Source organism: Stenotrophomonas sp. SI-NJAU-1, assembly GCF_020883215.1.
Lineage (GTDB): Bacteria > Pseudomonadota > Gammaproteobacteria > Xanthomonadales > Xanthomonadaceae > Stenotrophomonas > Stenotrophomonas indicatrix.
In genome coordinates this window covers 1,021,269-1,045,045 of record NZ_CP086598.1, presented here as the reverse complement: position 1 = coordinate 1,045,045, position 23,777 = coordinate 1,021,269, and the positions used below count along the sequence as shown (strand labels likewise).

Below are 23,777 nucleotides of genomic sequence, written 5' to 3'. Positions count from 1 at the left end.
CCGCTCCCCGCAGACATGCCCCTGACTGACCTCCTGGCGGCCGTGCAGACCCAGCTCTGCACGGCCGCCGACCGCGACAGCGTCCTGCAGGCCGCGGCCGGATTGCTGGCCTGCCGCCAGGCCAACGCCGAACAGATCTATCTCAACCTGTGCCAGCGCGAAGCGCTGGGCAGTACCGCGATCGGCTACGGCATCGCCATCCCGCATGGTCGTGCGCCGACCCTGGATCGCCCCCGTGGCGCGCTGCTGCGCCTGCAGACCCCGGTCGATTTCGGTGGTGACGAGCCGGTGGACCTGGTGTTCGCCATGGCCGTTCCCGCCCACTACACCCATCAACACCTGATGCTGCTGTCCGAGCTGGCCGAGCTGTTTTCCGCGCCCTGCATCCGCCAGGCGCTGCGCGAGGCCGGTGATGCACGGGAGCTGCGCCAGGCCCTGGACCTGACTCCACCGGCGAGCGCCGCATGAATACCAGCATCACTGCCCGCGAACTGTTCGAACAGCAACGAGAGCGGCTCGGCCTGCGTTGGGCAGCGGGCAAATCCGGCGAGAAGCGTGAGCTGGAGGCCGGCAATACGGTCTCGCGACGCCCTTCGCTGGCCGGCTATCTCAATGCGATCTATCCCAACAAGGTGCAGATCCTCGGTACCGAGGAACTGTCCTGGCTGGACGCGCTGGAACCACGCCAGCGCTGGGAAACCATCGAAAAGATCATGCAGTCGCATCCGCTGGCGCTGGTGCTGACCCGTAACCAGCCGTGCCCGGAAGACCTGCGCGCGGCCGCCGATGAATCCGGCACGCCGCTGTGGCTGTCACCCAAGCGCGGCCACGAACTGCTCAACCATCTGTCCTATCACCTTGCCCGGACGCTGGCGCCGCGGGTGATCCTGCATGGCGTGTTCATGGAGATCTACTCCATCGGCGTGCTGATCACCGGCGAAGCGGGATCAGGCAAGAGCGAGCTGGCCCTGGAACTGCTCAGCCGCGGTCACCGCCTGGTGGCCGACGACGCTCCCGAGTTCACCCAGATCGCCCCCGACGTGCTCGATGGCACCTGCCCGGAACTGCTGCAGGACCTGCTGGAAGTGCGCGGCCTGGGCGTGCTGAACGTGCGCGAGATGTTTGGCGACACCGCTGTAAAAAAGAACAAGTACCTTCGGCTGATCGTCCACCTGACCAAGCCGATGACCGAGCCCACCCCCCATGGTTACGAGCGCCTGACCGGCGACTCGGGCACGCGCCACGTGCTGGACCTGGACGTGCCGCTGATCACCCTGCCGGTGATGCCCGGCCGCAACCTGGCCGTCCTGACCGAGGCGGCCACCCGCCTGCACATTCTGCGTACCAAGGGTATCGACCCGGCGGCGATGTTCATCGCCCGCCACAGCAACCTGCTGGAACGGCGAACGCCCTGACCCCCCTGTCCTTCGAAGAGCCCGTCCATGAGCACCGTCATTCCCACCGCCCCGACCCTGATCATCGTCAGTGGCCTGTCCGGCTCGGGTAAATCCGTCGCCCTGAAGACCTTCGAGGACCAGGACTACTACTGTTCGGACAACCTGCCGATCCAGCTGCTGCCGGATTTCGTGCGCAATGTGCTGAGTCATCACGACGGTGCATCAGCGCGCCGGCTGGCGGTGGGCATCGACGTGCGCGGGCAGAGCGACCTGACCCAGTTGTCCAGCTGGCGGCAGCTGGCCACCGATGCCGGCGTCGACGCCAAGGTGCTGTTTTTCGAGGCCAGCGATGAAACGGTGCTCAAGCGCTACGCCGACACCCGCCGCCGGCACCCGCTGAGCCAGCTGGGCCTGTCGCTGCCGGAAGCGATTGCGCGTGAGCGCGAGCTGATCGCGCCGCTGCGCCGCGAAGCCGATGCGGTGATCGATACCAGTGCGTTGAACGTGCACCAGCTGCGGCGCCGGATCATCACTGAATTTGCGATGGGCCATGCCAGCCGCCTGTCGCTGCTGTTCGAATCGTTCGCCTACAAACGTGGCGTGCCGGCCGAGGCCGACTTCGTGTTCGACGCGCGCGTGCTGCCCAACCCGCATTGGGATCCGGAACTGCGTGCGTTGAGCGGCCGCGAACCCAGCGTGCGCGACTACCTGGAGGCGCAGCCGGATGTGCAGCGCTACCTGGCGCAGCTGATGGATTTCCTGGATACCTGGCTGCCCAAGCTGGGCGATGGCACCCGCAGCTATGTGACGGTGGCCTTCGGTTGCACCGGTGGCAAGCACCGCTCGGTGTTCCTGGCCGAACGCCTGGCCCGCCATGCGCGTGAGATGGGCTGGGAAGACGTGGCGACGTACCACCGCGAACAGGATTGAGGGGCTCGGCCGGGCTGCGCCCGGCACCCGCAGAAACCACGGCAACGTCAACGGCAAGAGCCGGACTACGTGGGATGGCGGCGCATCGTCGTTTGGCTGTTGGTGGGTGTCGACCTTGGTCGACACGGTAGATCCACGCCATGCGTGGATGAATCGACAAACAGGGGTCGGGTCGGATCCCTTTTTCAACGGAAAAGGGCTCCGCCCCAAACAACGCTGAATACGGGACACAGTGCCCCTCTCCTGCTGCTATCGCCAATTCACCTTGACCTGTTAACGTGCAGTAATGACCTGTGGCATTCTCCTCGTAACACATCCTGGGGTCGGGATCGCCCTGCTCGACGTGGCGACCCGGCTTCTGCGGCAGTTGCCGCTGAAGACCGAAGCTTTCGAAGTACCGTTCGACGCAGACCTGGATGCTCTGCTCCCGCTCGCCTCGGCCGCTCTGCGGCGGGTCGATGGGGGCGATGGCGTGCTGATCCTGACCGACCTGTACGGCGCCAGCCCTGCCAACCTTGCCGGGCAGCTGGCCCGGTTGGGGACCCCGGTTCGCCGGGTGTCGGCGCTGAGTCTGCCGATGTTGCTGCGGGTGATGAATTATCCGGAACAGGGACTGGATCAACTGCCCGCCACTGCGGCGGCGGGCACCCGTAATGGAGCGATAGTCGACGATGCTTGAACGAGAACTCACTGTGAGCAACCGCCTGGGCCTGCATGCCCGGGCCACCGCCAAGCTGGTGCAGACCCTGGCGCCGTTCCGCTGCAACGTGACCATGGCCGCCAAGGGCCGTGAGATCAACGCCAAGAGCATCATGGGCGTGATGCTGCTGGCGGCCGGGCAAGGCACGCCGGTCACCATCCGCATCAACGGCGAGGACGAAGCCGCCGCGATGGACGCGGTGGTCGACCTGTTCGAGCGCCGCTTCGACGAGGACAACTGAGCGTGCCGCGCGCGCGCGCCGGCCAAGCCCCCACCGGCCAACGGCCGGTACAGCTGCTGGCCGGCCACGGCGCCGCCCGCGGCACGGCAATGGGCCGCGCCCGCGTGCGCCTGCCGCATGCACTGGAAGTAGCCGAACAGCGCGTCGCCCCCTCCCAGGTTGAATCCGAGCTGGCGCGCCTGCACCACGCAGTCGACGCGGCGCGCACGGAAATGCACGACCTGCGCCAGCGCCTGCATGGCGCGCTGAACCAGGAGGTCGGCGAGTTCCTCGACCTGCATGCGCTGCTGCTGGATGATCCCGAACTGCTGTTCGGCCTGGACGAACTGATCCGCAGTGGCCCCTACAGCGCCGGCTACGCGCTGCGCCTGCAGCGCGACCGCCTGGCCAAAGTCTTCGACGGCATGGACGATGCCTACCTGAAGAGCCGCATGGACGACCTCGACCATGTGATCGGGCGCATCCATGCCTTCCTGCAGCCCGAGCGGCCCGCAGCGATGAAGGGCCTGGCCGGCGAAATCCTGGTCTGCGACAACATCGCCCCTTCCGAGCTGGCCCAGCTGCAGTCGCACGGTGTGGTCGGCATCGTCACCAGCGCTGGCAGCGCGCTTTCGCACAGTGCGATCCTCGCCCGCAGCCTGCACCTGCCGTTGATCGTCAGCGTGCCGCAGCTGCTGAACAAGGTGATCGACGGCGACGTGCTGATCATCGATGGCGCCGACGGCAGCATCACCGTCAATCCGCAGGCTGACAACCTGCGTGATTACCGCGCGCGCCTGAAGGAGCACGCACGCGAGCAGCGCGAGCTTGGCCGCCTGCGCAGCAAGCCCAGCCGTACCCGCGACCAGGTCGACATCGCCCTGCTGGCCAACGCCGAATCGCTGGAAGATGTGACCCAGGCCCATGCGCTGGGCGCCCACGGCCTGGGCCTGTACCGCACCGAATTCCTGTTCCTGCAGCGCAACGAGCTGCCGGACGAAGAAGAACAGTTCCAGACCTACCGCGATGCGGCGCTGGGCATGAGTGGCCGCCCGGTGACCATCCGCACCCTCGACCTGGGCGCCGACAAGGCAGACCGCACCGGCCTGACCCTGAGCAACGAGGAAAACCCGGCGCTGGGCCTGCGCGGCGTGCGCCTGTCGCTGGCCCGGCCCAAGGTGGCCGATACCCAGATGCGCGCGATCCTGCGCGCCTCGGCCTACGGCAAGCTGCGCGTGCTGGTGCCCATGGTCAGCACCCGTGACGAACTGCTGGCGGTACGCCGACGCATGCTGAAACTGGGCGAGCAACTGCGCGCCGAGGGCCACATGGTGGCCGAGCACGTGCCACTGGGCGCGATGATCGAAGTACCCGCCGCCGCGCTGGCGCTGGAGAGCTTCATCGACCTGGTCGACTTCCTGTCGATCGGCACCAACGATCTGGTGCAGTACCTGCTGGCCGCCGACCGCAACAACGAAGCACTGGGCGAACTGTATTCGCCGCTGCATCCGGCCGTGCTGCGCCTGCTGCAGATGGTGATCGAGACCGGCGCACGCCATCGCATCCCGGTGGCGGTATGTGGCGAAATCGCGGGCGACGCACGGATGACCCCGCTGCTGCTGGCACTGGGCCTGACCGAGTTCAGCCTGCACCCGGGCACCCTGCTGGAAGTACGCCGGGCCGTCCGTGACGCCGATCTGGGGGCCCTGCGTGCCCGCGCACCGAAGCTGCTGGGCATGCGTGACCGCCGCGGCATCGAGCGCTGGCTGGCGCTTGTGGCGGACGCGTCCTGACCCCCGCGCTACGCGCTCGCCGGGCACGGCCCGGCGCTACCGCCGCGTGTCACCTTTGGTAGCGCCGGGCCATGCCCGGCGGATTCGATACCGCCGCGTGTCACCTTTGGTAGCGCCGGGCCATGCCCGGCGGATTCGATCTGGAGCAGCAGCCCCTTGTTGTTCAAGGAGCGCGCCGGCAGGCGGGGATAAGGTGGCATGCGTGGACCCCAGTGGCCTGTGGCCGGCGGGGTATGCGCTGAAACATCCCCTTGCGATAATGACGCGCTGAACACCCCTGTTGCCGCATCCTTGCCAAGATCGCGGCTTTTCTTATCCCGCGGGAGCTGCGATGGCTGAGGCCGTACGCCACGACAAGACTGCGCGCCAACTGCGGATGCTGTCCGATGCACTGGACAGCGGTCGGCTGGGCCCGGTACGCCGTCTGGTCAATACCCTGGCGCCGGCCGAGATCGGCAACCTGCTCGAATCGCTGCCACCGGGCAAACGCGAGATCGTCTGGGGCCTGGTCGATCCGGAAGATGACGGCGAGGTACTGGTCCACGTCGGCGACGACGTGCGCGAAAGCCTGCTCGCGGACATGGACCCGGACGAAATCATCGCCGCGGTCGAAGACCTCGACATCGACGATCTGGCCGACCTGGTTGAAGACCTGCCGGACACGGTCATCGACGAAGTCCTCAAGTCGATGGACCGCGAGAACCGCGAGCGCCTGGAGCAGGTGCTGTCCTACCCCGAGGACAGCGCCGGCCGCCTGATGAACCCGGACGTGGTGACGGTACGCGCCGACGTCAACGTCGATGTGGTGCTGCGCTACCTGCGCCTGCGCGGCGAACTGCCCGACCACACCGATCACCTGTTCGTGGTCAGCCGCCGCCACCAGTACCTGGGCCGGGTGTCGCTGGCCTCGCTGGTGACCCACGAAGACACCACACCGATCAACCGCCTGATCGACGATGAGCAGCCTGCCATCGATGTCGGCGAAAGCGACCAGGAAGTGGCGCGGCAGTTCTCCGACCATGACTGGATCTCCGCGCCGGTGGTGGATGACAACAACATCCTGATCGGCCGCATCACCATCGATGACGTGGTCGACATCATCCGTGGCCAGGCCGAGCACCAGGCGCTGGGCGCCGCCGGCCTGGACGAGGATGAAGATCTGTTCAGCCCGGTCTGGCGCGCGATGCGCCGCCGCTTGATGTGGCTGTCGGTGAATCTGTGCACGGCCTTCCTGGCCTCCAGCGTGGTCGGCCACTTCGAGGGCACCATCGACAAACTGGTCGCCCTGGCGGTGTTGATGCCGATCGTCGCCGGCCTCGGCGGCAATGCCGGCACCCAGGTACTGGCGCTGATGGTGCGCGGCCTGGCACTGGGCCAGGTCGGCAGTTCCAACGCACGCACGCTGCTGTGGAAGGAAGTGCGGGTGGCCCTGCTCAATGGCGTGGTGCTCGGTTCGGTGCTGGGCCTGATCGTGCTCGCCTGGTTCCACTCGCCCGGGCTCTCGGCCGTGATCGCCATCGCGTTGACCTGCAACCTGTTGTTCGCGGCGCTTGCCGGCGTACTGGTACCCCTGGGCCTGAAGCGCTTCGGCTTCGATCCGGCGCTGGCCAGCGGCATCTTCCTGACAGCGGTGACCGACTCGATGGGCTTCTTCACCTTCCTCGGCCTGGCCACCATGGTCCTGCTGCACTGACTGGAACTGCCATGGCAACGACGATCGAAAACTACTTTGCGCCGGGTTGGCGCGACCAGCTGCACACCTGTGCCGCCTGCGAGTGGAAAGGCAGTTCGCGGGCAATGGTGATGGAACTGGACGAGGACGCCACCGAGTATGTGTGCCCGGTGTGCGAGAACCCATTGCTGGTGGTGCTGCACCCGGACATGGCGCAGGTGCAGGCCGCGGCCGCAGGCGGCAATGCCGAAGCACAGGAGCAGCTGGAGATCATCGCCAGCTTCCCGCGCCCGCAGTGATGCGGCGCACGATGCCGGGCCGGTCGCGGCGCACTACCATCGGGGCGACATCGCCCTCATGGGAACCGCCATGCTTCGATTGCTTCTGCGCTGGCTGCCGCTGCTGGCCCTGCTGATGTTGACCGGGTGTGCCAGTACGCCGCCCGGTGCGCGCGGCCACTTCGAGGCACGCGCGGTGAAGGTGGACGGCGACACCGCCTACTACCAGGTGTTCATCCCGGCCGCTGCCGCGCGCGCGGCTGGTCCGCTGCCGGTGGTGCTGTTCCTGCACGGCTCCGGCGAGCGCGGCGGCGATGGCGTGAAGCAGACCCACGCAGGCCTGGGCCCGTACCTGCGTCGGCACGCGGCCGACTTCCCCGCGCTGGCGGTGTTTCCGCAGGTTCCCGGCGACGAGGAATGGAGCGGTCGCAACAACCGGGTGGCGATCGCGGCACTGGATGCCACGATTGCCGAATTCGACGCTGACCCGGCAAGGCAGTACCTGACCGGAATGTCGATGGGCGGCTATGGCAGCTGGAACATCGCGCTGGACGATCCGAAGCGCTTTGCCGCGATCGTGCCGGTCTGCGGTGCGGTGCTGGCGCCACGTGCGGTACGCCCTACCCTGTTCGTGGAACAGGTGGCCAACGAAGCGGATCCCTATGCGGTGATCGCGCAACGGTTGCAGCGCACCCCGGTCTGGATCTTCCACGGCGCGCTGGATGATGTGGTGCCACCGGATGATGATCGCCGGCTGCAGGCCGCCTTCCAGACCGCAGGTGCGCGTGACGTGCGCTATACCGAATACCCCGAGGGCAACCACAACGCCTGGGATGCCACCTACGCCGACGCAGCGATGTGGGCGTGGCTGTTCGCCCAGAAGCGCTGAACGCTTGCTCCGGTAGAGGCCAACCTTGGTTGGCCCATTCCAGTAGAGGCCAACCTTGGTTGGCCCATTCTGGTAGAGGCCAACCTTGGTTGGCACTCGCCTACCCAAGATCAAGCCATTCCCCGATGTCCGTCGCAAGCAGGTCCGCCCAAGCTTGCGCCATGCAAAACGTCCGCCTCCTGCTCGGCCGTCGCTCCAGCATCGGCCTCAGCTACATCCTGACTACCGTCGTGGACCGCCAACGACGCTGCCGCAGCCCTGGCAATCCAGGAATTCCAGAGGCTGGATCAGGAAGGCTTCACGCGCTCGATCGCCTACGTGGTCATGCCCGATCACATCCATTGGCTGCTCGAACTGCGTGCGGGAACATTGGAAACCGTCATGAAGCGCTTCAAATCGCGCACGGCGCAGCAGGCAAACCGGTTGTTGGGAAGGGTCGGGCGTTTCTGGCAGGCCTGCTACCACGACCATGCGATCCGCTCGGACGAATCGTTGTACCGGCATGCGATGTACCTGATGGGCAATCCGATCAGGGCGGGTCTGACGACGCAGTTGGGGCAGTATCGGCACGCATGGTGCGAGTGGGAGCTCGAGGCCTTGGGTGATCGACCAGAGGCATTCAGCACGGACGGATAGTGCCAACCAAGGTTGGCATCTACCAAAGCAGTGCACGTGCCAACCCAGGTTGGCATCTACCAAAGCAGCGCTCGTGCCAACCAAGGTTGGCATCTATCAACGCAGCAATCGGAGGCAATCAACCCAGCAGGGTTTCCAGCACGGCCATGCGTACGGCGACGCCGTTGGCGACCTGGCGCAGCACCCACGACTGCGGGCCGTCGGCCACGTCATCGGTCACTTCCACGCCGCGGTTGATCGGGCCCGGGTGCAGCACGGCTGCGTCCTTGCCGGCGCGGGCCAGGCGTGCGGTGTTCAGGCCGTACTGTGCGTGGTACTGCTCCAGCGACGGCACCAGGCCTTCTTCCATGCGCTCGCGCTGCAGGCGCAACATCATCAGCGCGTCGACGCCTTCCAGCATCGCGTCGAAATCATCACCGACCACGCAGCCCTTGAGGGTGTCGTCGTCGGGCAGCAGCGACTGCGGGCCGCATACGCGGATCTCGCCCACGCCCAGCGTGCGCAGGGCATGCAGGTCGGTGCGGGCAACGCGTGAGTGCTTGACGTCACCGACGATCACCACCTTCATCTTCGAGAAGTCCGGGCCCTTGGCCTGGCGCAGGGTCAGCATGTCCAGCAGGCCCTGGGTCGGGTGCGAGCTGCGGCCGTCGCCGGCATTGACCAGCGCGGTGCCCTCGCCGGCCACGGCAGCCAGCGCCGCCACGGCGCCGTCATCGGGGTGGCGCACGACGAAACCGCGCACGCCCATCGCTTCCAGGTTCTTCAGCGTGTCGCAGGCGGTTTCGCCCTTGCGCGTGGACGAGGTGGAGGCGTCGAAGTTCAGCACGTCCGCACCCAGCCGCTGCGCCGCAAGATGGAACGAGCTGCGGGTACGGGTGGAGGGTTCGAAGAACAACGTGCACACCGCCGATCCGCCCAGCACGTGGCGCTTGTTGCCGACACGGCCGACCGCGGCGTCGCGGATCTGGCCAGCGCGGTCGAGCAGTTGCACCAGGGTGTCGCGGGGAAGACCTTCAAGCGTCAACAGGTGGCGCAGGCGGCCGGAGTCATCGAGTTGCTGGGCGGTCATGGCGGGGTTCGTATCGTCAGGGAATGGGAATGGCGTCGTCCGGCGACGACAACCAGCGGTCGATGATCACCGCCGCAGCCACGGCATCGAGCGCAGCCGCGTCGCGGCGACGCTTGCGCCCTTCGGCGCGTTCGACGGCGAAGCGGCGGGCGGCCTCGACCGAGCTGGAACGCTCGTCGATCATCACCACCGGCAGCTTGAAACGTTCCCGCAGCTGGCGGGCAAAGCCCTGCGCGCGCTTGCGGTTGGGCTGGTCCTGGCCGTCCAGGGTCAGCGGATCGCCGACCACCAGGCCATCGGGCTTCCATTCCTTGAGCAGGCGTTCGATCGCCGCCCAGTCGGGGCCATTGCCGTGCACATCGACCACGGCCACCGCGCGTGCATGCGCGGCGAAGGCACTGCCGATCGCCACGCCGATCCGGCGCGAGCCGACATCGAAACCGAGTACGGTGCCATCGCGGCGGATGAGGGCCGGCTCAGACATGGCCGCTGTAATCGGTCAGCCGGAACAGATCGACGCCAATGCGCGACGCGGCGCCCTGCCAGCGCTGTTCCAGCGGCAGCTGGAACACCAGTTCGGCATCGGCCGGCACGGTCAGCCAGCTGTTTTCGGACAGTTCGCTTTCCAGCTGGCCGGCACTCCACCCCGCGCAGCCCAGGGTGACCACGGCATTGGCCGGGCCTTCGCCACGCGCCATCGCCTCGAGGATGTCACGCGAGGTGGTCAGGTACAGGCCGTCACCGACGACGAGGCTGGAATCCCACGCGCGCGCGTCGTCATGGATGACGAAGCCACGCTCGGGATGCACCGGCCCGCCATTGAGCACCGGACGCGCCTGCAGGACGCCGTCGCCGGTCGCGATATCCATCTGCGCAAGCACTTCGCCCAGGGTGTACTCGGACGGCTGGTTGACCAGCACCCCCATTGCCCCGTTCTCGTCGTGCTGGCAGATCAGCGCGACGGTGCGGGCGAAGGTGGCGTCGATCAGCGACGGCAGCGCCACGAGCAGGTGATTGGCGAGGGAAGTCGGCGTTACTGGCATGGGCGCCATTCTAACCGCTGCGACCGGATGCGGGCGCGAAGGGATGGGCTAGGATGGGCTGCTTGGATGGACGATGAAGCGAAGCAGGAGGACGTGCCGATGCCCTTGTCCACCCGCAGCGCTAGGTGACACGCCGGCCGACTTCCCCCACTCCCGCACCAACGGCAGGATGAAAGAGAGAAAATGAGCGGATACTGCCGCATTGCCCCGGGCCATCCGGTGCACGAGCACTACCATGCCAACGAATATGGCTTCCCGCAGCGCGATGAGCGTGAACTGTTCGAGCGCCTGCTGCTGGAGATCAACCAGGCCGGCCTGAGCTGGGAAACCATCCTGAAGAAGCGCGAGGGGTTCCGCGCGGCGTATGACGGTTTCGACGTCGATCGGGTGGCGGCCTACGCCGAGCAGGACATCGAGCGCCTGCTGTCGGACCCGGGCATCATCCGCAACCGCTTGAAGGTGCTGGCGGCGATCCACAACGCGCAGGTGATCCAGCAGCTGCGACAGAGCCACGGCAGCTTCGCCGCCTGGCTGGACGCACACCATCCGCGCAGCAAGGCCGACTGGGTGAAACTGTTCAAGAAAACCTTCCGCTTCACCGGTGGCGAGATCACCGGCGAGTTCCTGATGAGCCTGGGCTACCTGCCGGGCGCGCATGCCGAGGACTGCCCGGTGCATGCAACGCTGCTGAAGCTGGCACCGCCGTGGGTGCAGGCAGCGCGCGGCTGATGCGCATCCGCCGGGCATCGCCCGGCGCTACCGGCGCGCGTGGCACCTGGGCGGGCGATCCGCCGAATGCGGAATCAGACGCCCATGTAGCGGCCCGGGCGGTGGTTGAACATCAGGACCAGGCTGAGCACCACCGCACCGATGGCCGAGTACATCACCTTCGACGGCGACAGCACGAAGAACGCGGCCACCATCAGGCACGCATCGAAGGACATCTGCACCTTGCCAGCGCTCCAGCCGCGGGTGCGCTGCAGGTACACCGCCAGGATGCCGATGCCGCCGAGGCTGGCGCGGTGGCGGATGAAGAACAGGATGCCCAGGCCGGACAGCGCGCCACCGACCAGCGCCGAGTACAGCGGCGCAATATGCGAAAAGTCCGCCCAGCGCGGCAGGATGTCGGTGAGCAGGCCGCAGGCAGTGACCGCTGCGAACGTCTTCAGGGTGAATTCCCAGCCCATGCGGCGCACGGCCACCCAGTAGAACGGCAGGTTGACCAGCACGAACACCAGGCCGAAGTTCCAGCCCAGCGAATAGTGCAGCAGGAAGGCCATGCCGGCCATGCCGCCGATCATCAGCCCGCCCTTGGCGAAGATCGCCAGGCCCAGTGAAGCCACGAGCATGGCCAGCACCATGCCCTGCACGTCCTCGGCGACCGAGTGGCGCAGCGCCTTCTCATCGGCGGGGGTGCCGGCAACATCGGGCGGCGGGGTCAGCGGGCCAGCGGTGACCAGGTGGCCGTCAGCGTCGTCGCACGGCGCCGGGCCATGGGATTGGAGGGACATACAGGTGGGGGCACTGCGGGTGGGGAGCGGTATTAGACACGATCTGCATGACAGTTGCAGATGAAATCGTTCAGTTGGGGATGCCGGCGAACGGCGCAGCCCCTCGTGGCCGGGCGGCATGCTGCCTCCGAATCTGGCAGTGGGCCGGGCGGGTGGGCTGTGCAGGGGGCGCTGCAAGTACGTCCGGCCCCGGACAGGTTCCGTGCGCGTCCAGCCACGTAAAGAGAAAAGAAGAGCAGAAGCGGGTCGCTGCGCTCGGTGGGGCGGCGGGTTCAGCGCTGGCTGGCCAGGTGGTGGGCGACCAGGGCGTTTGCATGGCCATGGCCCAGCCCGTGCTCGGATTTCAGGAAGCTGACCAGCTCCATGTGCTTCAGCCCCGGCCGTTTGGCCAGCAGCCCCAGCCAATGCGCCACCGGCTGCCCGTAGGTCTTTTCGATGGAAGGAAAATAGGACGCCGGGCCCTTGGGTTTGCTGTCGGTGCTCATGTGCTGCTCCCTTTACTTTGGAAAGTACCCGATCGACGAAGCACGGAACCACAAATCGACATAGCGCTTTAACCGACCAGCACCGGCAGCACCGGGCACGCATCCACGCATGGCGTGGATCTACGTGTCGACCAAGGTCGACACCTACCAACCGCCGCGGGAACCTGTCGACAGCGGGCGCCGGGCGCAGCCCGGCCGTATCATCCCCTCATGCCGCGTGAAAACCTCAACGACCTGCAAGCCTTCGTCCACGTTGCCCGCGAAGGCAGCTTCACCAAGGCCGCTGCCCAGCTGGGCGTCTCCCAATCCGCCCTCAGCCACGCCATGCGCGGGCTGGAAGAACGACTGGGCGTGCGCCTGCTGACCCGCACCACCCGCAGCGTCGCCACCACCGAGGCCGGTGCCCGCCTGCTGGAAACCCTGGCCCCGCGCCTGGCCGAGATCGAAGACGAACTGGCCGCGCTGGCCGAGTACCGCGAGCGCCCCGCAGGCACCATCCGCATCAACGCCACCGGCCACGCCGCCGAGTACCTGGCCTGGCCCAGGCTGGCACCGCTGCTGCAGCAGTACCCGGACCTGAAGGTCGAGCTGACCACCGATTACGGCCTGGCCGACATCGTCGCCGAGCGCTACGACATCGGCATCCGTCTCGGTGAGCGCCTGGCACGCGACATGGTGGCGCTGCCGATCAGTCCGCCGCTGCGCATGCGCGTGGTGGGGGCACCGTCGTACTTCCGCCAGCACGTGGCGCCGGTGCATCCGCACGATCTGGCCGCGCACAACTGCATCACCCTGCGCCTGCCCACCCATGGCGGCCTGATGCCGTGGGATTTCGGTCAGGATGGCAACGAGCTGAGCATCCGCGTCTCTGGTCAGTGGACCTTCAACACCATGGGCATGACGCGGGCTGCGGCGCTGGCCGGCAGCGGACTGGCCTGGCTGCCCGAAGACCAGGTGCAGGCGGCCCTGCTGGAAGGCCGCCTGCAATCAACACTGGATGACTGGTGCCCGCACTTCGATGGCTACTACGCGTATTACCCGTCACGCCGGCACGTCACCGTGGCGATGCGTACGGTGCTTGATGCGCTGCGCGGGCCGATGGTGGGGTGAGGCGTGCGGACCAACGGTCCGCACCCACCACAGGACGAGAGTCCGTACCCACCACAGATCGAAAGACCGCACCCAGCACAGGACGAAAGCCCGCACCCACTGCGATCAGCCCTTGGCCTGCGCTGCGCGCTGCGCGTTGTAGCGCTCGCCGACGATGGCGATCTCCTGCAGCGTCTGCGCGATGCGCTCCAGCTCGGCGGGAGACAGCTGCAGGTCGGCGGCGGCAAGGTTCTCTTCCAGGCGATGGATCCTGGTCGTACCCGGAATCGGCACGATCCACGGTGCCTGCGCCAGCAGCCAGGCCAGCGCGACCTGTGCCGGGGTGGCGCCCCGCGCCGCCGCGATCGTGGTGATGCGGTCAACCAGCGCTTGATTGGCGCGACGCGCTTCCACTTCGAAGCGCGGCACGGTGTTGCGGAAATCGTTGTCGGCGAAGGTGGTGTCGGCGTTGATCGCGCCAGTCAGGAAGCCGCGCCCGAGCGGGCTGAACGGCACGAAGCCGATGCCGAGTTCCTGCAGCGCCGGCAGCAGTTCGCGTTCCGGTTCGCGCCACCACAGCGAGTACTCGCTCTGCACTGCGGCCACCGGTTGCACGGCATGGGCGCGACGCACCGTGGCGGCGCTGGCTTCGGACAAGCCGAAGTGGCGCACCTTGCCCTCGGCGATCAGGTCACGCACGGTGCCGGCCACATCCTCGATCGGCACGTTCGGATCCACGCGGTGCTGGTAGAACAGGTCGATGTAGTCGGTGCGCAGGCGCTTGAGGCTGGCTTCTGCCACCGCACGGATGTTCTGCGGACGACTGTCCAGGCCGGTGTCGACCTGTGCGTCCTTGAAGCCGAACTTGGTGGCGATCACCAGCTTGTCGCGGTGCGCTGCCAGTGCCCTGCCGAGCAGGTCTTCGTTGGTATATGGACCATAGACTTCGGCGGTGTCGAAGAAGGTCACGCCGCGCTCGACCGCCGCATGCAGCAGGGCGATGCCCTGCCCCTGCTCGACCGGCGGACCGTAGCCGTGGCTCAGGCCCATGCAGCCCAGGCCCAGGGCGGAGACTTTCAGGCCGCTGCGGCCGAGTTCACGTGTCTGCATCGTCGTGCTCCAGTGGGGGAGCGATGACGATACGCCTGCAGGGGCAGCGGATTGAACGACCTGGATGGCAGTCGGTCATGACTGGATTTCATGAATCCAGTTCACCCGCCACAATCGCCACGATCGCCAGCAACAGCAGCGCGCCACCAGGCAGCAGCATGAGGACGTGCCAGACGCCGAAGCGGTCCATGCGCCGCATGTCCACCTTCGCGTCCAGGTGGTAGCGCCGCAGCAAGCTGTTGACCGGCAGCAGCGGCACAAAGGTGCACAACGAAAGCAGCGCGCCGCCATGGGGCAACCGGCCGGCGAAATTGAGCAGGAAGAACAGCGCCCCCAGCAGACCCGGCGCGAAGGCCAGCTGCCGGCGGCGCGACTGCGCGATATCACGCAGATCGCTGAAGCATGAAAACGCCCAGATCGGTGAGAACAGCGCACGTGCCCACGGCCACTGGCTGCCGTCGGTTTCGCGCTTGATGGCCCGCCAGTTCTGCCAGAACCAGTACAGCGGATACAGGCCCAGCGTGGCCAGCGACAGCGCGGCGATCTTCATCGTCGGCGGCGAGTAATACACCGCTTGGTTGGATGTGGCGAAGCTGCCCTGCGTAGTCGGCAGCACCGGCGGACGCGCAGGCGTTGCCGCCGGCGCACGATACGGATCGTGCATTTCCATATGCGAACCTCATGTTGTCACGCCGGCAGGGTACCGGCTCCCCCTGTCCCGCGAGCGCGGTGACCGCGCGACTATCGCAGAGCCTGCAGGGGCGACGCCAGTGCCGCTCAGGCGCGCATGGCCGCCACCTGGTAACAGACCTTGTTGCCCTCCAGCACGATCCACTTCTTCTGCTGCAGCTGCTGCACCAGCGCGTTGACTTCAGCCGCAGGCAGAGCCTTCTGGAACAGGTTGTTGACGGAGTTGTGCAGTGCCGCCTTTGAACCGGGTCTTGCCTTGTCCTGCCGCACCAGCCAGTCGCGCAGATGCACCAACCGAGCATCCGGCGGCACGGTTTTCGCTGCGGGCGATGCGGCTGCAGCAGCCTTCTGCCGCGCGGAGCGGAACATCGGCAGATCGGCCACAGAGGTACAGCGGCCTGCCTGCAGGCCACGCGACTTCAGGTGTGCCACCAACGGATCGAAACCGGTGTCCTTGGAAATGATGTGAAAGAACGCCTTGGGATCAGCGGCCGCCATTTCGCCGATGTAGAACGCGATATGGAAATCCAGCGCGTTGGGGCCACTGCCATGGCAGCGTATGTAACGACCCTGGCTGCCCAATGCCTGCATGGCCTCGGCCACATCCATGCTGATGCGTGCCTGCGATGCACCGACGAATACCAGAACGGTGAACCCCGGTGCGGCCAGCTCCTTCAGGGACGGCGGCTGGACGTTCTCGAAATCAATCAATATCACGTTGCGGGCCAACGGCATATCCATATGCACTCCCCTGTAGCGTTCGCCATGGACCAGGCCCCCGCATGCCGGGGACCGGCCATGTACCCGGTGATCACCGGACCTCTGAAATCTCCACGCCATCCAACCCCTGCGACAGGGTGCGGGCATCGCCGCCCTGGCTGAGCTTGATGCGCAGGCGCACTTCGTTCTGCGAATCGGCGTAGCGCAGTGCGTCTTCGTAGCTGATCTCACCGGCCTGGTACAGCTCGAACAGGCTCTGGTCGAAGGTCTTCATGCCCAGCTGGACCGATTCCTTCATCAGCTCCTTCAGCTTGTGGATCTCGCCGTCGCGGATGTAGTCCTGCACCAGCGGCGTGCCCAGCAGGATCTCCATCGCCACCTTGCGCGAGCGGCCATCCGGCGAAGGGATCAACTGCTGCGCGACCACGCCCTTGAGGTTCAGCGACAGATCCATCAACAGCTGGTTGCGGCGATCTTCCGGGAAGAAGTTGACGATGCGGTCCATCGCCTGGTTGGCGTTGTTGGCGTGCAGCGTGCACAGCACCAGGTGACCGGTTTCGGCAAAGGCGATGGCATGGTCCATGCCCTCGCGGGTACGCACCTCGCCGATCATGATCACATCCGGCGCCTGGCGCAGGGTGTTCTTCAGCGCGGCTTCCCAGCTGTCGGTATCGATGCCGACTTCGCGCTGGGTGATGATGCAGCCCTCGTGCTTGTGCACGAATTCGATCGGATCTTCGATGGTGATGATGTGCCCGGTCGAATTCTGGTTGCGGTAACCGATCATCGCTGCCAGCGAGGTTGATTTACCGGTACCGGTCGCGCCGACGAACAGGATGATGCCGCGCTTGGTCATCGCCAGCGTCTTGATGATCGGCGGCAGGCTCAGCTCTTCCACGGTCGGGATGCGCGTCTCGATGCGACGCAGCACCATGCCGACCTGGTTGCGCTGGTAGAAGCAGCTCACGCGGAAGCGGCCAACGCCGGACAGGCCGATGGCGAAGTTGCATTCGTGGGTCTTTTCGAATTCCTCGCGCTGCGCCGGCGTCATCACGTTCAGCACCAGGTCGCGGCTTTGCTGCGGCGTCAGTGGCGTCTGGGTGATCGGCGAGATCTTGCCGTTGACCTTGATCGCCGGCGGCATGCCGGCAGTGATGAACAGGTCCGAGGCGCGCTGGTGCGCCATCAACTTGAGGAACGAGGTGAAATCGATGGTGGTCGCGGTGGTGTTCACGGCGGGCTCCCAATGGGGCATGTACCAGGAATCGGTCGGTGGAGGAAACAGCGCGGGGCCGGCGACGTATTCGCGCGCCCTGCCCCGCCATTGCCTCGCCTTACTCGAACAGACGCTTGTCCTTGGCGTATTCGCGGGCCTGGTTGCGGGTGATCAGGCTGCGCTTGACCAGGTCCTGCAGGTGCTGGTCCAGGGTCATCATGCCGTACTGCTGGCCGGTCTGGATGGCCGAATACATCTGAGCCACCTTGTCCTCGCGGATCAGGTTGCGGATGGCCGGGGTGCCCACCATGATTTCCCAGGCGGCGGTACGACCGCCACCGACCTTCTTCAGCAGCGCCTGCGAGATGACCGCGCGCAGCGATTCGGACAGCATCGAGCGCACCATCGGCTTCTCGCCGGCCGGGAACACGTCGATGATGCGGTCGATGGTCTTGGCCGCCGAACTGGTGTGCAGGGTGCCGAACACCAGGTGGCCGGTTTCCGCGGCGGTCAGCGCCAGGCGGATGGTTTCCAGGTCACGCAGTTCGCCGACCAGGATGATGTCCGGGTCCTCACGCAGTGCCGAACGCAGCGCTTCATTGAAGCCGTGCGTATCGCGGTGCACTTCGCGCTGGTTGATCAGGCACTTCTGCGAGGTGTGCACGAATTCGATCGGATCCTCGACGGTGAGGATATGGCCGTATTCGTTCTTGTTGATGTAGTCGATCATCGCCGCCAGCGTGGTCGACTTGCCCGAACCGGTCGGGCCGGTCACCAGGATCAGGCCCTGCGGCTGCTGGATCACCTCGCGGAACAGCGGCGGGCAGGCCAGGTCTTCCAGGGTCAGCACTTCGGACGGAATGGTACGGAACACCGCACCGGCGCCACGGTTCTGGTTGAACGCATTGACACGGAAGCGCGCCAGCGACGGGATCTCGAAGGAGAAATCGACTTCGAGGAATTCCTCGTAATCGCGGCGCTGTTTGTCGGACATGATGTCGTACACCAGCGCATGGACCTGCTTGTGGTCCAGGGCTGGAATGTTGATCCGGCGAACATCACCGTCCACGCGGATCATCGGCGGCAGGCCTGCGGACAGATGCAGGTCGGACGCTTTGTTCTTTACGGAAAACGCCAACAGCTCGGCGATATCCATGAGCGGCTACTCCCCAATAACGGCTTCGACTGGAAGGATCTTTCCCCGGGCGGCAGTATAGCCTCCTGATTGAACGGAACGCGTTACGTGGCCACTCCCCTGCCCCAGATCCTGAGCAACCTGCACAACGCCGCCGCTGCCGCCGGGCGGCCACCGCCGCGCCTGCTGGCGGTGTCCAAGACCCAGCCGGCCGAGGCCGTGGCTGCGCTTGCCGCGCAGGGCCAGACCGCGTTCGGCGAAAACTACGTGCAGGAAGCGCTGGCCAAGATGCAGGAACTGCAGGCGTTGGGCCTGGAATGGCACCTGATCGGCCACCTGCAGTCGAACAAGGCCGAACCGGTGGCCACGCACTTCGACTGGGTGCAGAGCGTGGACCGGCCCAAGCTGGTCGCCGCGCTGGCCCGCTACCGCCCCGCTGAACGCGGCCCGCTGAACGTACTCATCCAGGTCAACATCGATGACGAGTCGAGCAAGCACGGCTGCGCGCCGGACGACGTGGACGCGCTGGCGGCAACCATCGCCGCCGAGCCGAACCTGCGCCTGCGCGGCCTGATGGCGATTCCTGCGCCGTGGCCCGACGCCGAGCGCCGGCGCGACGCGTTCGTGCGCATGCGCACACTTTTCGAGGCGCTGGCTGCCGGTCATCCCCAGGTGGACACCCTGTCGATGGGCATGAGCAGCGACTACGCTGAAGCGATCGCCGAAGGTGCCACCCTGGTGCGCATCGGTACCGCCCTGTTCGGCGCGCGTCCGCGCCCGGCCTGATTCCAAGGAGATTCCCATGGCAGCTGATTCCATCACCTTCATCGGCGGCGGCAACATGGCCCGCAGCCTGATTGCCGGCCTGATCCGGCAGGGCGTGCCGGCCGCGCACATCCACGTGGCCGAACCGGTGGCCGAACTGCGCGAAAAACTGGCTGCCGATTTTGGCGTGCAGACCCACGACAACGCGGCCGCTGCGGCGGCGCAGGGCAACACGTGGCTGCTGGCGGTGAAACCGCAGGTGCTGCGCGAGGTCTGCCAGTCACTGCAGGTGTTGGCGCAGGCACAGGAGCCGTTGGTGATCTCGATCGCCGCCGGCATCACCAGCCCGCAGCTGCAGCGCTGGTTGGGTGGCACGCTGCCGGTGGTGCGCGCGATGCCCAACACCCCGGCCCTGCTCGGTGCCGGGGTCACCGGCCTGTATGCCACGCCAGCGGTGGATGCGCAGCAGCATGCGCAGGCCGAACGCGTGCTGGCCAGCGCGGGACGCACGGTGTGGATCGACGACGAAGCGCAGATGGATTCGGTCACCGCCGTATCCGGCAGTGGCCCGGCCTATGTGTTCCTGCTGGCCGAAGCAATGGAAGCGGCCGGCATCGCACAAGGCCTGCCTGCAGAAGCGGCGCGCACGCTGGTGGTGCAGACACTGCTGGGCGCCTCGCGCATGCTGGACGAAGCCGGTGAAAGCCCAGCCGAACTGCGGCGCCGGGTAACCTCACCCAACGGCACCACCCAGGCGGCGATCGAGAGTTTCCAGGCCGACGGGTTTGAAGCGTTGGTGGACAAGGCACTGCGTGCGGCGCAGGTGCGTGGGCAGGAACTCTCTGCGGCCAATGATTGAAACAAGTGTGCTGACCAACGGTCGGCACCCACCGCCATCCACGCATGCGTGGATCTACGTGCCCAGCCTGGCCATGACGAAATCAACGAAACACTGCAGCCGTGGTCGTGGGCGACGGTCGGGCAGGTAGATCAGGTGCATCGGCCGTGGCTCGGGCAGATAGTCGCGCAGCAGTGGCTTCAATCGTCCCGCTGCGATTTCGCCGGCAAGCAGCGCGGTCGGCTGCAGCACCAGGCCCGCGCCTGCCACGGCTGCTTCGCGGAGCGCGTAGCCGTCATTGCTGGTCAACCGCGCTTCCCAATCGACCTGCTCGCCATTGGCCAGCTGCCAACCGTGACCGCCGCGCCAGGCCAGGTGGCTCAGGCAATCATGTCCTTCAAGATCGGCGGGCGTACGCGGCGTACCACGGCGGCGCAGGTACGACGGTGATGCACACAGACTCATCGCATACGGCGGCAGCGGCCGCGCCACCAGTTCCTGCGACGGCAGCGGACCGACGCGGATGGCTGCATCGAAGCCATCCTCGATCAGGTCGATGCGGCGATTGCTCAGGTCCAGCTCGATGTTCAGCAGCGGTTGTGCCCGCAGCAGCTCGCTCAACACGGGAGCCAGCACGCAGCTGCCCCAGGTGGTCGGCGCACTGACCCGCAACAGCCCGCGTGGCTGCACCTGCAGCCCGGCCACGTCCGCCTCGGCCTGCTGCACCTGTTCCAGCACCTGCCGGCAACCGGCCAGATAGGCAGTGCCGGCTTCGGTCAGGCGTTGGCGACGGGTGTTCCGCTGCAGCAGCGCGGTGCCCAGGTGCGCTTCCAGCTGCTGGATGTACTTGCCGACCATCACCGCCGAGACCTGCAGGTGGCTGGCGGCAGCGGAAAAACTACCGTGCTCGGCCACGGCGGCGAAGGCCTGCATGCAGCGCAAGGTATCCATTGCAAACCCATGGTTAGGAATATGCGAATCATACGCCGCTTACCAAACCAACCGGTGACAGCGCAGACTGCATCCATCCCCTCTCGCAAGGAGCTTTCATGAAGATTCTTCTCGTCGGTGCCAGCGGCACCCTCGGCCAGGCGGTCGCCCGCCACCTGGGCCAGCAGCACGACATCCTCGCTGCCGGCCGCCACAGCGGCAGCCTGCGCGTGGACCTCACCGACGACGCCAGCGTGCGCGAGCTGTTCGCGCAGACCGGCCCGGTCGATGCGGTGATCTCGACCACCGGCAAGCTGCATTTCGGCCCGCTGCAGCAGATGACACCCGAACAGTTCAACGTCGGCCTGCAGGACAAGCTGCTCGGCCAGGTGCGTCTTGCACTGGCCGCGCAGCACCATCTCAATGCTGGCGGCTCGATCACCCTGACCAGCGGCATCGTCAGCGCGCAGCCGATCCGCGATGGCGCCAACGCCACTGCCGTCAATCATGCGCTGGAAGGTTTCGTGCGGGCGGCGGCGCTGGAACTGCTGCCGCGCGGGCTGCGCATCAACGTGGTCAGCCCGAACGTGCTGGTGGAATCGATGGAAGCCTACGGCCCCTACTTCCCCGGCTTCGAAGCGGTGACCGCACAGCGCGCGGCGCTGGCCTTCCAGCGCGCGGTGGAAGGCATCCAGAGCGGCGAGACCATCACCGTCTGGTAACGCGCGTGCCGACCAGGGTCGGCACCCACCCGCACGGTCAGCCCCAGCGCATCGGGCCGTCGCCGCGCTCGCCGAGCACGTCATCCGGGTTGGCCAGGCGGCAGCGCTTCAGTGACAGGCAACCGCAGCCGATGCAGCCGGTCAGCTCGTCGCGCAGCAGCTGCAACATGTGGATACGTTCCTCCAGCTCCACCTGCCAGCGTGCCGACAGCTTGGCCCAGTCGGCCTTGGTCGGCGCCCGCCCCTGCGGCAGGCTCTCGAACGCACGTGCCACCGCTTCCAGCGGCATGCCCACGCGTTGCGCCACGCGGATCACCGCCAGCCGCCGTAGTACGTCGCGGGCGTAGCGGCGCTGGTTGCCGGACGTGCGCAGGCTGCTGATCAAGCCCTTGCGCTCGTAGAAATGCAGCGCAGAGACGGCCACCCCACTACGGCGGGCGACATCGCCGACGCTCATGTCCTGTGCCAGCATCGATTGACCTCAACTTTGGTTGAGGTGGCATGCTGCTACCATCGCCGCCAGATGACAAGCGCGGCCCGTCCGCCCCCGCAGGAACCCGATGCCCTCCCCCGCTGCCACGGCCGATCCGGTCGATTCCTCCATCCTGTCCGCGCGCTACCGCGCCACCACCCTGGGCATGGTCGCCCTGGTCTCCCTGCATGCCTTCGAGGCACTGGCGGTGGCCGCAGCAATGCCGACCGTGGCCGAGGCCCTGGACGGCCTGCGCCTGTATGCGTTGGCCTTCGGCGGCACCTTGGCCACCAGCGTGATCGGCATGACCCTGGCCGGCCGCTGGGCCGACCGCCACGGCCCCGCACGCCCGCTATGGTGGGGCCTGGCCTGCTTCGTGCTGGGCCTGCTGCTGGCGGGCTTCGCCCTGCGCATGGGCATGCTGGTGGCCGGACGCCTGCTGCAGGGCCTGGGCGCAGGCGCCATTTCGGTGTCGCTGTATGTGATGGTCGGCCGGACCTATCCCGAGCATCTGCGGCCGAAGGTCTTCGCCGCGTTCTCTGCCGGTTGGGTGGTGCCGTCGATGATCGGCCCCGCGCTGAGCGGTGTGATCGTGCAGCATCTTGGCTGGCGCTGGGTGTTCCTGGCGGTGCCGCTGCTGGCGATACCGGCCGGCCTGCTGCTGCGACCGGCGCTGGCGCGCATGCAGGCTGCAGCCACGGATGTTGCCGATGATGGCCGCGGCAACATCGTGCGCTGGGCCAGTGGCGCCTCCCTGGCTGCCCTGCTGCTGTATCTGGGCGGGCAACAGCAGGGCGTACCGGCGCTGCTGTGCATCGGCGTGGCGATGCTGGCGCTGCTGTTCTGCGTGCATCGCCTGTTGCCTGCCGGCACCCTGCGCCTGCGCCGCGGACTGCCCAGCGTGATCGCATTGCGTGGTGTGGCCGCTGCCGCGTTCTTCGCCTGCGAGGCCTACCTGCCCCTGCTGCTGCAGCGCGAGCGTGGGCTGTCACCCAGCTGGGCCGGTGCCGTGCTGAGCCTGGGCGCGCTGGGCTGGTTCACCGGCTCGTGGCTGCAGGGTCACCAGCAGCGTGGCTGGTCGCGCCAGCAACTGCTGCGCGTGGGCACACCGCTGATGACCGTGGGCATCGCCGCGACGCTGGCGGTGCTGTTCACTGCGGTGCCACTGCCGGTCGCCCTGGTCGGCTGGACACTGACCGGCTTCGGCATGGGCATGATCTACGCCAGCCTTTCGGTGCTGACGCTGTCACTGTCACCACCACACGAACAGGGTGCAAACACCTCGGCCCTGCAGTTGAGCGAAGCATTGTCGGTGACCACCGCACTGGCGGTATCCGGCGCGCTGTTCGCACTGTTCGTGGAAAGCGCCCCGCATACCGGTTACATCCTGTGCCTGGCCATCACCCTGGGCCTGGCGGTGTTCGCCACGGTGATCGCAAGGCGCGTGTAGACGCCCCGGAGAGCGTC

Annotated in this window: 27 protein-coding genes and 1 pseudogene; 16 read left to right on the top strand and 12 right to left on the bottom strand. The window is 66.7% G+C overall.

Going from position 1 to position 23,777, the window contains the following annotated elements; translation table 11 throughout:
- Nucleotides 1–15 precede the first annotated feature (15 nt).
- From LMF57_RS04785 to LMF57_RS04740, 10 genes and pseudogenes are all read left to right on the top strand, one after another.
- Nucleotides 16–468, top strand: coding sequence for a PTS sugar transporter subunit IIA (locus LMF57_RS04785; RefSeq protein WP_229290995.1), 453 nt, complete (start codon nt 16–18; stop codon nt 466–468).
- Nucleotides 465–1,415: an HPr(Ser) kinase/phosphatase gene (hprK, locus tag LMF57_RS04780; protein WP_004147299.1), complete on the top strand. Its 951-nt coding sequence runs from the start codon at nt 465–467 to the stop codon at nt 1,413–1,415. The genes LMF57_RS04785 and hprK overlap by 4 nt, the downstream gene beginning before the upstream one ends.
- A gap of 27 nt (nt 1,416–1,442) precedes the next feature.
- Complete coding sequence (gene rapZ, locus LMF57_RS04775; protein WP_229290991.1) at nt 1,443–2,327, top strand: RNase adapter RapZ; 885 nt, start codon at nt 1,443–1,445, stop codon at nt 2,325–2,327.
- A gap of 286 nt (nt 2,328–2,613) precedes the next feature.
- Complete coding sequence (locus LMF57_RS04770) at nt 2,614–3,006, top strand: PTS fructose IIA component family protein (protein WP_025874023.1); 393 nt, start codon at nt 2,614–2,616, stop codon at nt 3,004–3,006.
- The gene (locus tag LMF57_RS04765; protein WP_093817544.1) at nt 2,999–3,268 is read left to right on the top strand and encodes an HPr family phosphocarrier protein; all 270 of its coding nucleotides are present in this window, start codon (nt 2,999–3,001) and stop codon (nt 3,266–3,268) included. Before LMF57_RS04770 ends, LMF57_RS04765 begins: the two co-directional genes overlap by 8 nt.
- Before the next feature lie 2 nt (nt 3,269–3,270).
- Nucleotides 3,271–5,040, top strand: a complete 1,770-nt coding sequence (gene ptsP / locus LMF57_RS04760; RefSeq protein ID WP_208081676.1) for a phosphoenolpyruvate--protein phosphotransferase — start codon at nt 3,271–3,273, stop codon at nt 5,038–5,040.
- A gap of 331 nt (nt 5,041–5,371) precedes the next feature.
- Nucleotides 5,372–6,733 carry a magnesium transporter gene (mgtE, locus tag LMF57_RS04755; protein WP_025874026.1) on the top strand — a complete coding sequence of 454 codons (1,362 nt, stop codon included), beginning with the start codon at nt 5,372–5,374 and terminating at the stop codon, nt 6,731–6,733.
- Nucleotides 6,734–6,744: 11 nt separating this feature from the next.
- Nucleotides 6,745–7,011: a hypothetical protein gene (locus LMF57_RS04750; RefSeq protein WP_025874027.1), complete on the top strand. Its 267-nt coding sequence runs from the start codon at nt 6,745–6,747 to the stop codon at nt 7,009–7,011.
- A gap of 70 nt (nt 7,012–7,081) precedes the next feature.
- Entirely contained in the window at nt 7,082–7,879 is a 798-nt protein-coding gene (locus LMF57_RS04745) for a prolyl oligopeptidase family serine peptidase (protein WP_208081675.1), read from the top strand.
- A 161-nt stretch (nt 7,880–8,040) separates the two neighbouring features.
- Nucleotides 8,041–8,515 (top strand): annotated as a pseudogene (locus LMF57_RS04740) (transposase).
- Nucleotides 8,516–8,633: 118 nt separating this feature from the next.
- Here LMF57_RS04740 and LMF57_RS04735 read toward each other — a convergent pair.
- The 3 genes from LMF57_RS04735 to LMF57_RS04725 are packed head-to-tail and all read right to left on the bottom strand — an operon-like array spanning nt 8,634 to nt 10,627.
- Nucleotides 8,634–9,584: an aspartate carbamoyltransferase catalytic subunit gene (locus LMF57_RS04735; RefSeq protein WP_089239291.1), complete on the bottom strand. Its 951-nt coding sequence runs from the start codon at nt 9,582–9,584 to the stop codon at nt 8,634–8,636.
- A 16-nt stretch (nt 9,585–9,600) separates the two neighbouring features.
- On the bottom strand, nt 9,601–10,068 hold the full coding sequence (gene ruvX / locus LMF57_RS04730) for a Holliday junction resolvase RuvX (RefSeq protein ID WP_025874031.1): 468 nt from the start codon (nt 10,066–10,068) through the stop codon (nt 9,601–9,603).
- On the bottom strand, nt 10,061–10,627 hold the full coding sequence (locus LMF57_RS04725) for a YqgE/AlgH family protein (RefSeq protein ID WP_025874032.1): 567 nt from the start codon (nt 10,625–10,627) through the stop codon (nt 10,061–10,063). Before LMF57_RS04725 ends, ruvX begins: the two co-directional genes overlap by 8 nt.
- 183 nt (nt 10,628–10,810) lie before the next feature.
- On the opposite strand from LMF57_RS04725, the gene LMF57_RS04720 reads away from it, so the two are divergent.
- Entirely contained in the window at nt 10,811–11,356 is a 546-nt protein-coding gene (locus LMF57_RS04720; protein WP_229290990.1) for a DNA-3-methyladenine glycosylase I, read from the top strand.
- 74 nt (nt 11,357–11,430) lie between these two features.
- On the opposite strand, the gene LMF57_RS04715 is transcribed toward LMF57_RS04720, so the two are convergent.
- A complete protein-coding gene (locus LMF57_RS04715; protein ID WP_117309696.1) occupies nt 11,431–12,138 on the bottom strand; it encodes a YitT family protein in 708 nt (235 codons plus the stop codon).
- A 272-nt stretch (nt 12,139–12,410) separates the two neighbouring features.
- Complete coding sequence (locus tag LMF57_RS04710; RefSeq protein WP_117309695.1) at nt 12,411–12,623, bottom strand: DUF4287 domain-containing protein; 213 nt, start codon at nt 12,621–12,623, stop codon at nt 12,411–12,413.
- A 210-nt stretch (nt 12,624–12,833) separates the two neighbouring features.
- Here LMF57_RS04710 and LMF57_RS04705 point away from each other — a divergent pair, with 210 nt between their 5' ends.
- Nucleotides 12,834–13,733: a LysR family transcriptional regulator gene (locus LMF57_RS04705; RefSeq protein ID WP_033830519.1), complete on the top strand. Its 900-nt coding sequence runs from the start codon at nt 12,834–12,836 to the stop codon at nt 13,731–13,733.
- A 105-nt stretch (nt 13,734–13,838) separates the two neighbouring features.
- On the opposite strand, the gene LMF57_RS04700 is transcribed toward LMF57_RS04705, so the two are convergent.
- The 5 genes from LMF57_RS04700 to LMF57_RS04680 form a co-directional block, all read right to left on the bottom strand.
- Nucleotides 13,839–14,822: an aldo/keto reductase gene (locus LMF57_RS04700; RefSeq protein ID WP_117309694.1), complete on the bottom strand. Its 984-nt coding sequence runs from the start codon at nt 14,820–14,822 to the stop codon at nt 13,839–13,841.
- 88 nt (nt 14,823–14,910) lie between these two features.
- A complete protein-coding gene (locus tag LMF57_RS04695) occupies nt 14,911–15,486 on the bottom strand; it encodes a hypothetical protein (RefSeq protein ID WP_140224771.1) in 576 nt (191 codons plus the stop codon).
- A 113-nt stretch (nt 15,487–15,599) separates the two neighbouring features.
- Nucleotides 15,600–16,253 (bottom strand): PIN domain-containing protein, encoded by a 654-nt coding sequence (locus tag LMF57_RS04690; protein WP_162887614.1) that lies wholly within the window; start codon nt 16,251–16,253, stop codon nt 15,600–15,602.
- A gap of 70 nt (nt 16,254–16,323) precedes the next feature.
- Nucleotides 16,324–17,487 (bottom strand): PilT/PilU family type 4a pilus ATPase, encoded by a 1,164-nt coding sequence (locus LMF57_RS04685; protein WP_049467229.1) that lies wholly within the window; start codon nt 17,485–17,487, stop codon nt 16,324–16,326.
- A gap of 79 nt (nt 17,488–17,566) precedes the next feature.
- Nucleotides 17,567–18,604, bottom strand: a complete 1,038-nt coding sequence (locus LMF57_RS04680) for a type IV pilus twitching motility protein PilT (protein ID WP_004147099.1) — start codon at nt 18,602–18,604, stop codon at nt 17,567–17,569.
- A gap of 87 nt (nt 18,605–18,691) precedes the next feature.
- Between LMF57_RS04680 and LMF57_RS04675 the strand changes: the two genes are divergently transcribed.
- Nucleotides 18,692–19,369 carry a YggS family pyridoxal phosphate-dependent enzyme gene (locus LMF57_RS04675; protein ID WP_093817534.1) on the top strand — a complete coding sequence of 226 codons (678 nt, stop codon included), beginning with the start codon at nt 18,692–18,694 and terminating at the stop codon, nt 19,367–19,369.
- Nucleotides 19,370–19,385: 16 nt separating this feature from the next.
- On the top strand, nt 19,386–20,207 hold the full coding sequence (proC, locus tag LMF57_RS04670) for a pyrroline-5-carboxylate reductase (protein ID WP_117309691.1): 822 nt from the start codon (nt 19,386–19,388) through the stop codon (nt 20,205–20,207).
- A gap of 54 nt (nt 20,208–20,261) precedes the next feature.
- On the opposite strand, the gene LMF57_RS04665 is transcribed toward proC, so the two are convergent.
- A complete protein-coding gene (locus LMF57_RS04665; protein WP_117309690.1) occupies nt 20,262–21,137 on the bottom strand; it encodes a LysR family transcriptional regulator in 876 nt (291 codons plus the stop codon).
- Nucleotides 21,138–21,235: 98 nt separating this feature from the next.
- Between LMF57_RS04665 and LMF57_RS04660 the strand changes: the two genes are divergently transcribed.
- Nucleotides 21,236–21,838 carry a short chain dehydrogenase gene (locus LMF57_RS04660; protein WP_025874043.1) on the top strand — a complete coding sequence of 201 codons (603 nt, stop codon included), beginning with the start codon at nt 21,236–21,238 and terminating at the stop codon, nt 21,836–21,838.
- A gap of 37 nt (nt 21,839–21,875) precedes the next feature.
- Here LMF57_RS04660 and soxR read toward each other — a convergent pair whose 3' ends face one another.
- Entirely contained in the window at nt 21,876–22,310 is a 435-nt protein-coding gene (soxR, locus tag LMF57_RS04655) for a redox-sensitive transcriptional activator SoxR (protein ID WP_032951587.1), read from the bottom strand.
- A gap of 88 nt (nt 22,311–22,398) precedes the next feature.
- Between soxR and LMF57_RS04650 the strand changes: the two genes are divergently transcribed.
- The gene (locus tag LMF57_RS04650; RefSeq protein ID WP_099783070.1) at nt 22,399–23,760 is read left to right on the top strand and encodes an MFS transporter; all 1,362 of its coding nucleotides are present in this window, start codon (nt 22,399–22,401) and stop codon (nt 23,758–23,760) included.
- The last annotated feature ends 17 nt before the right edge of the window (nt 23,761–23,777 follow it).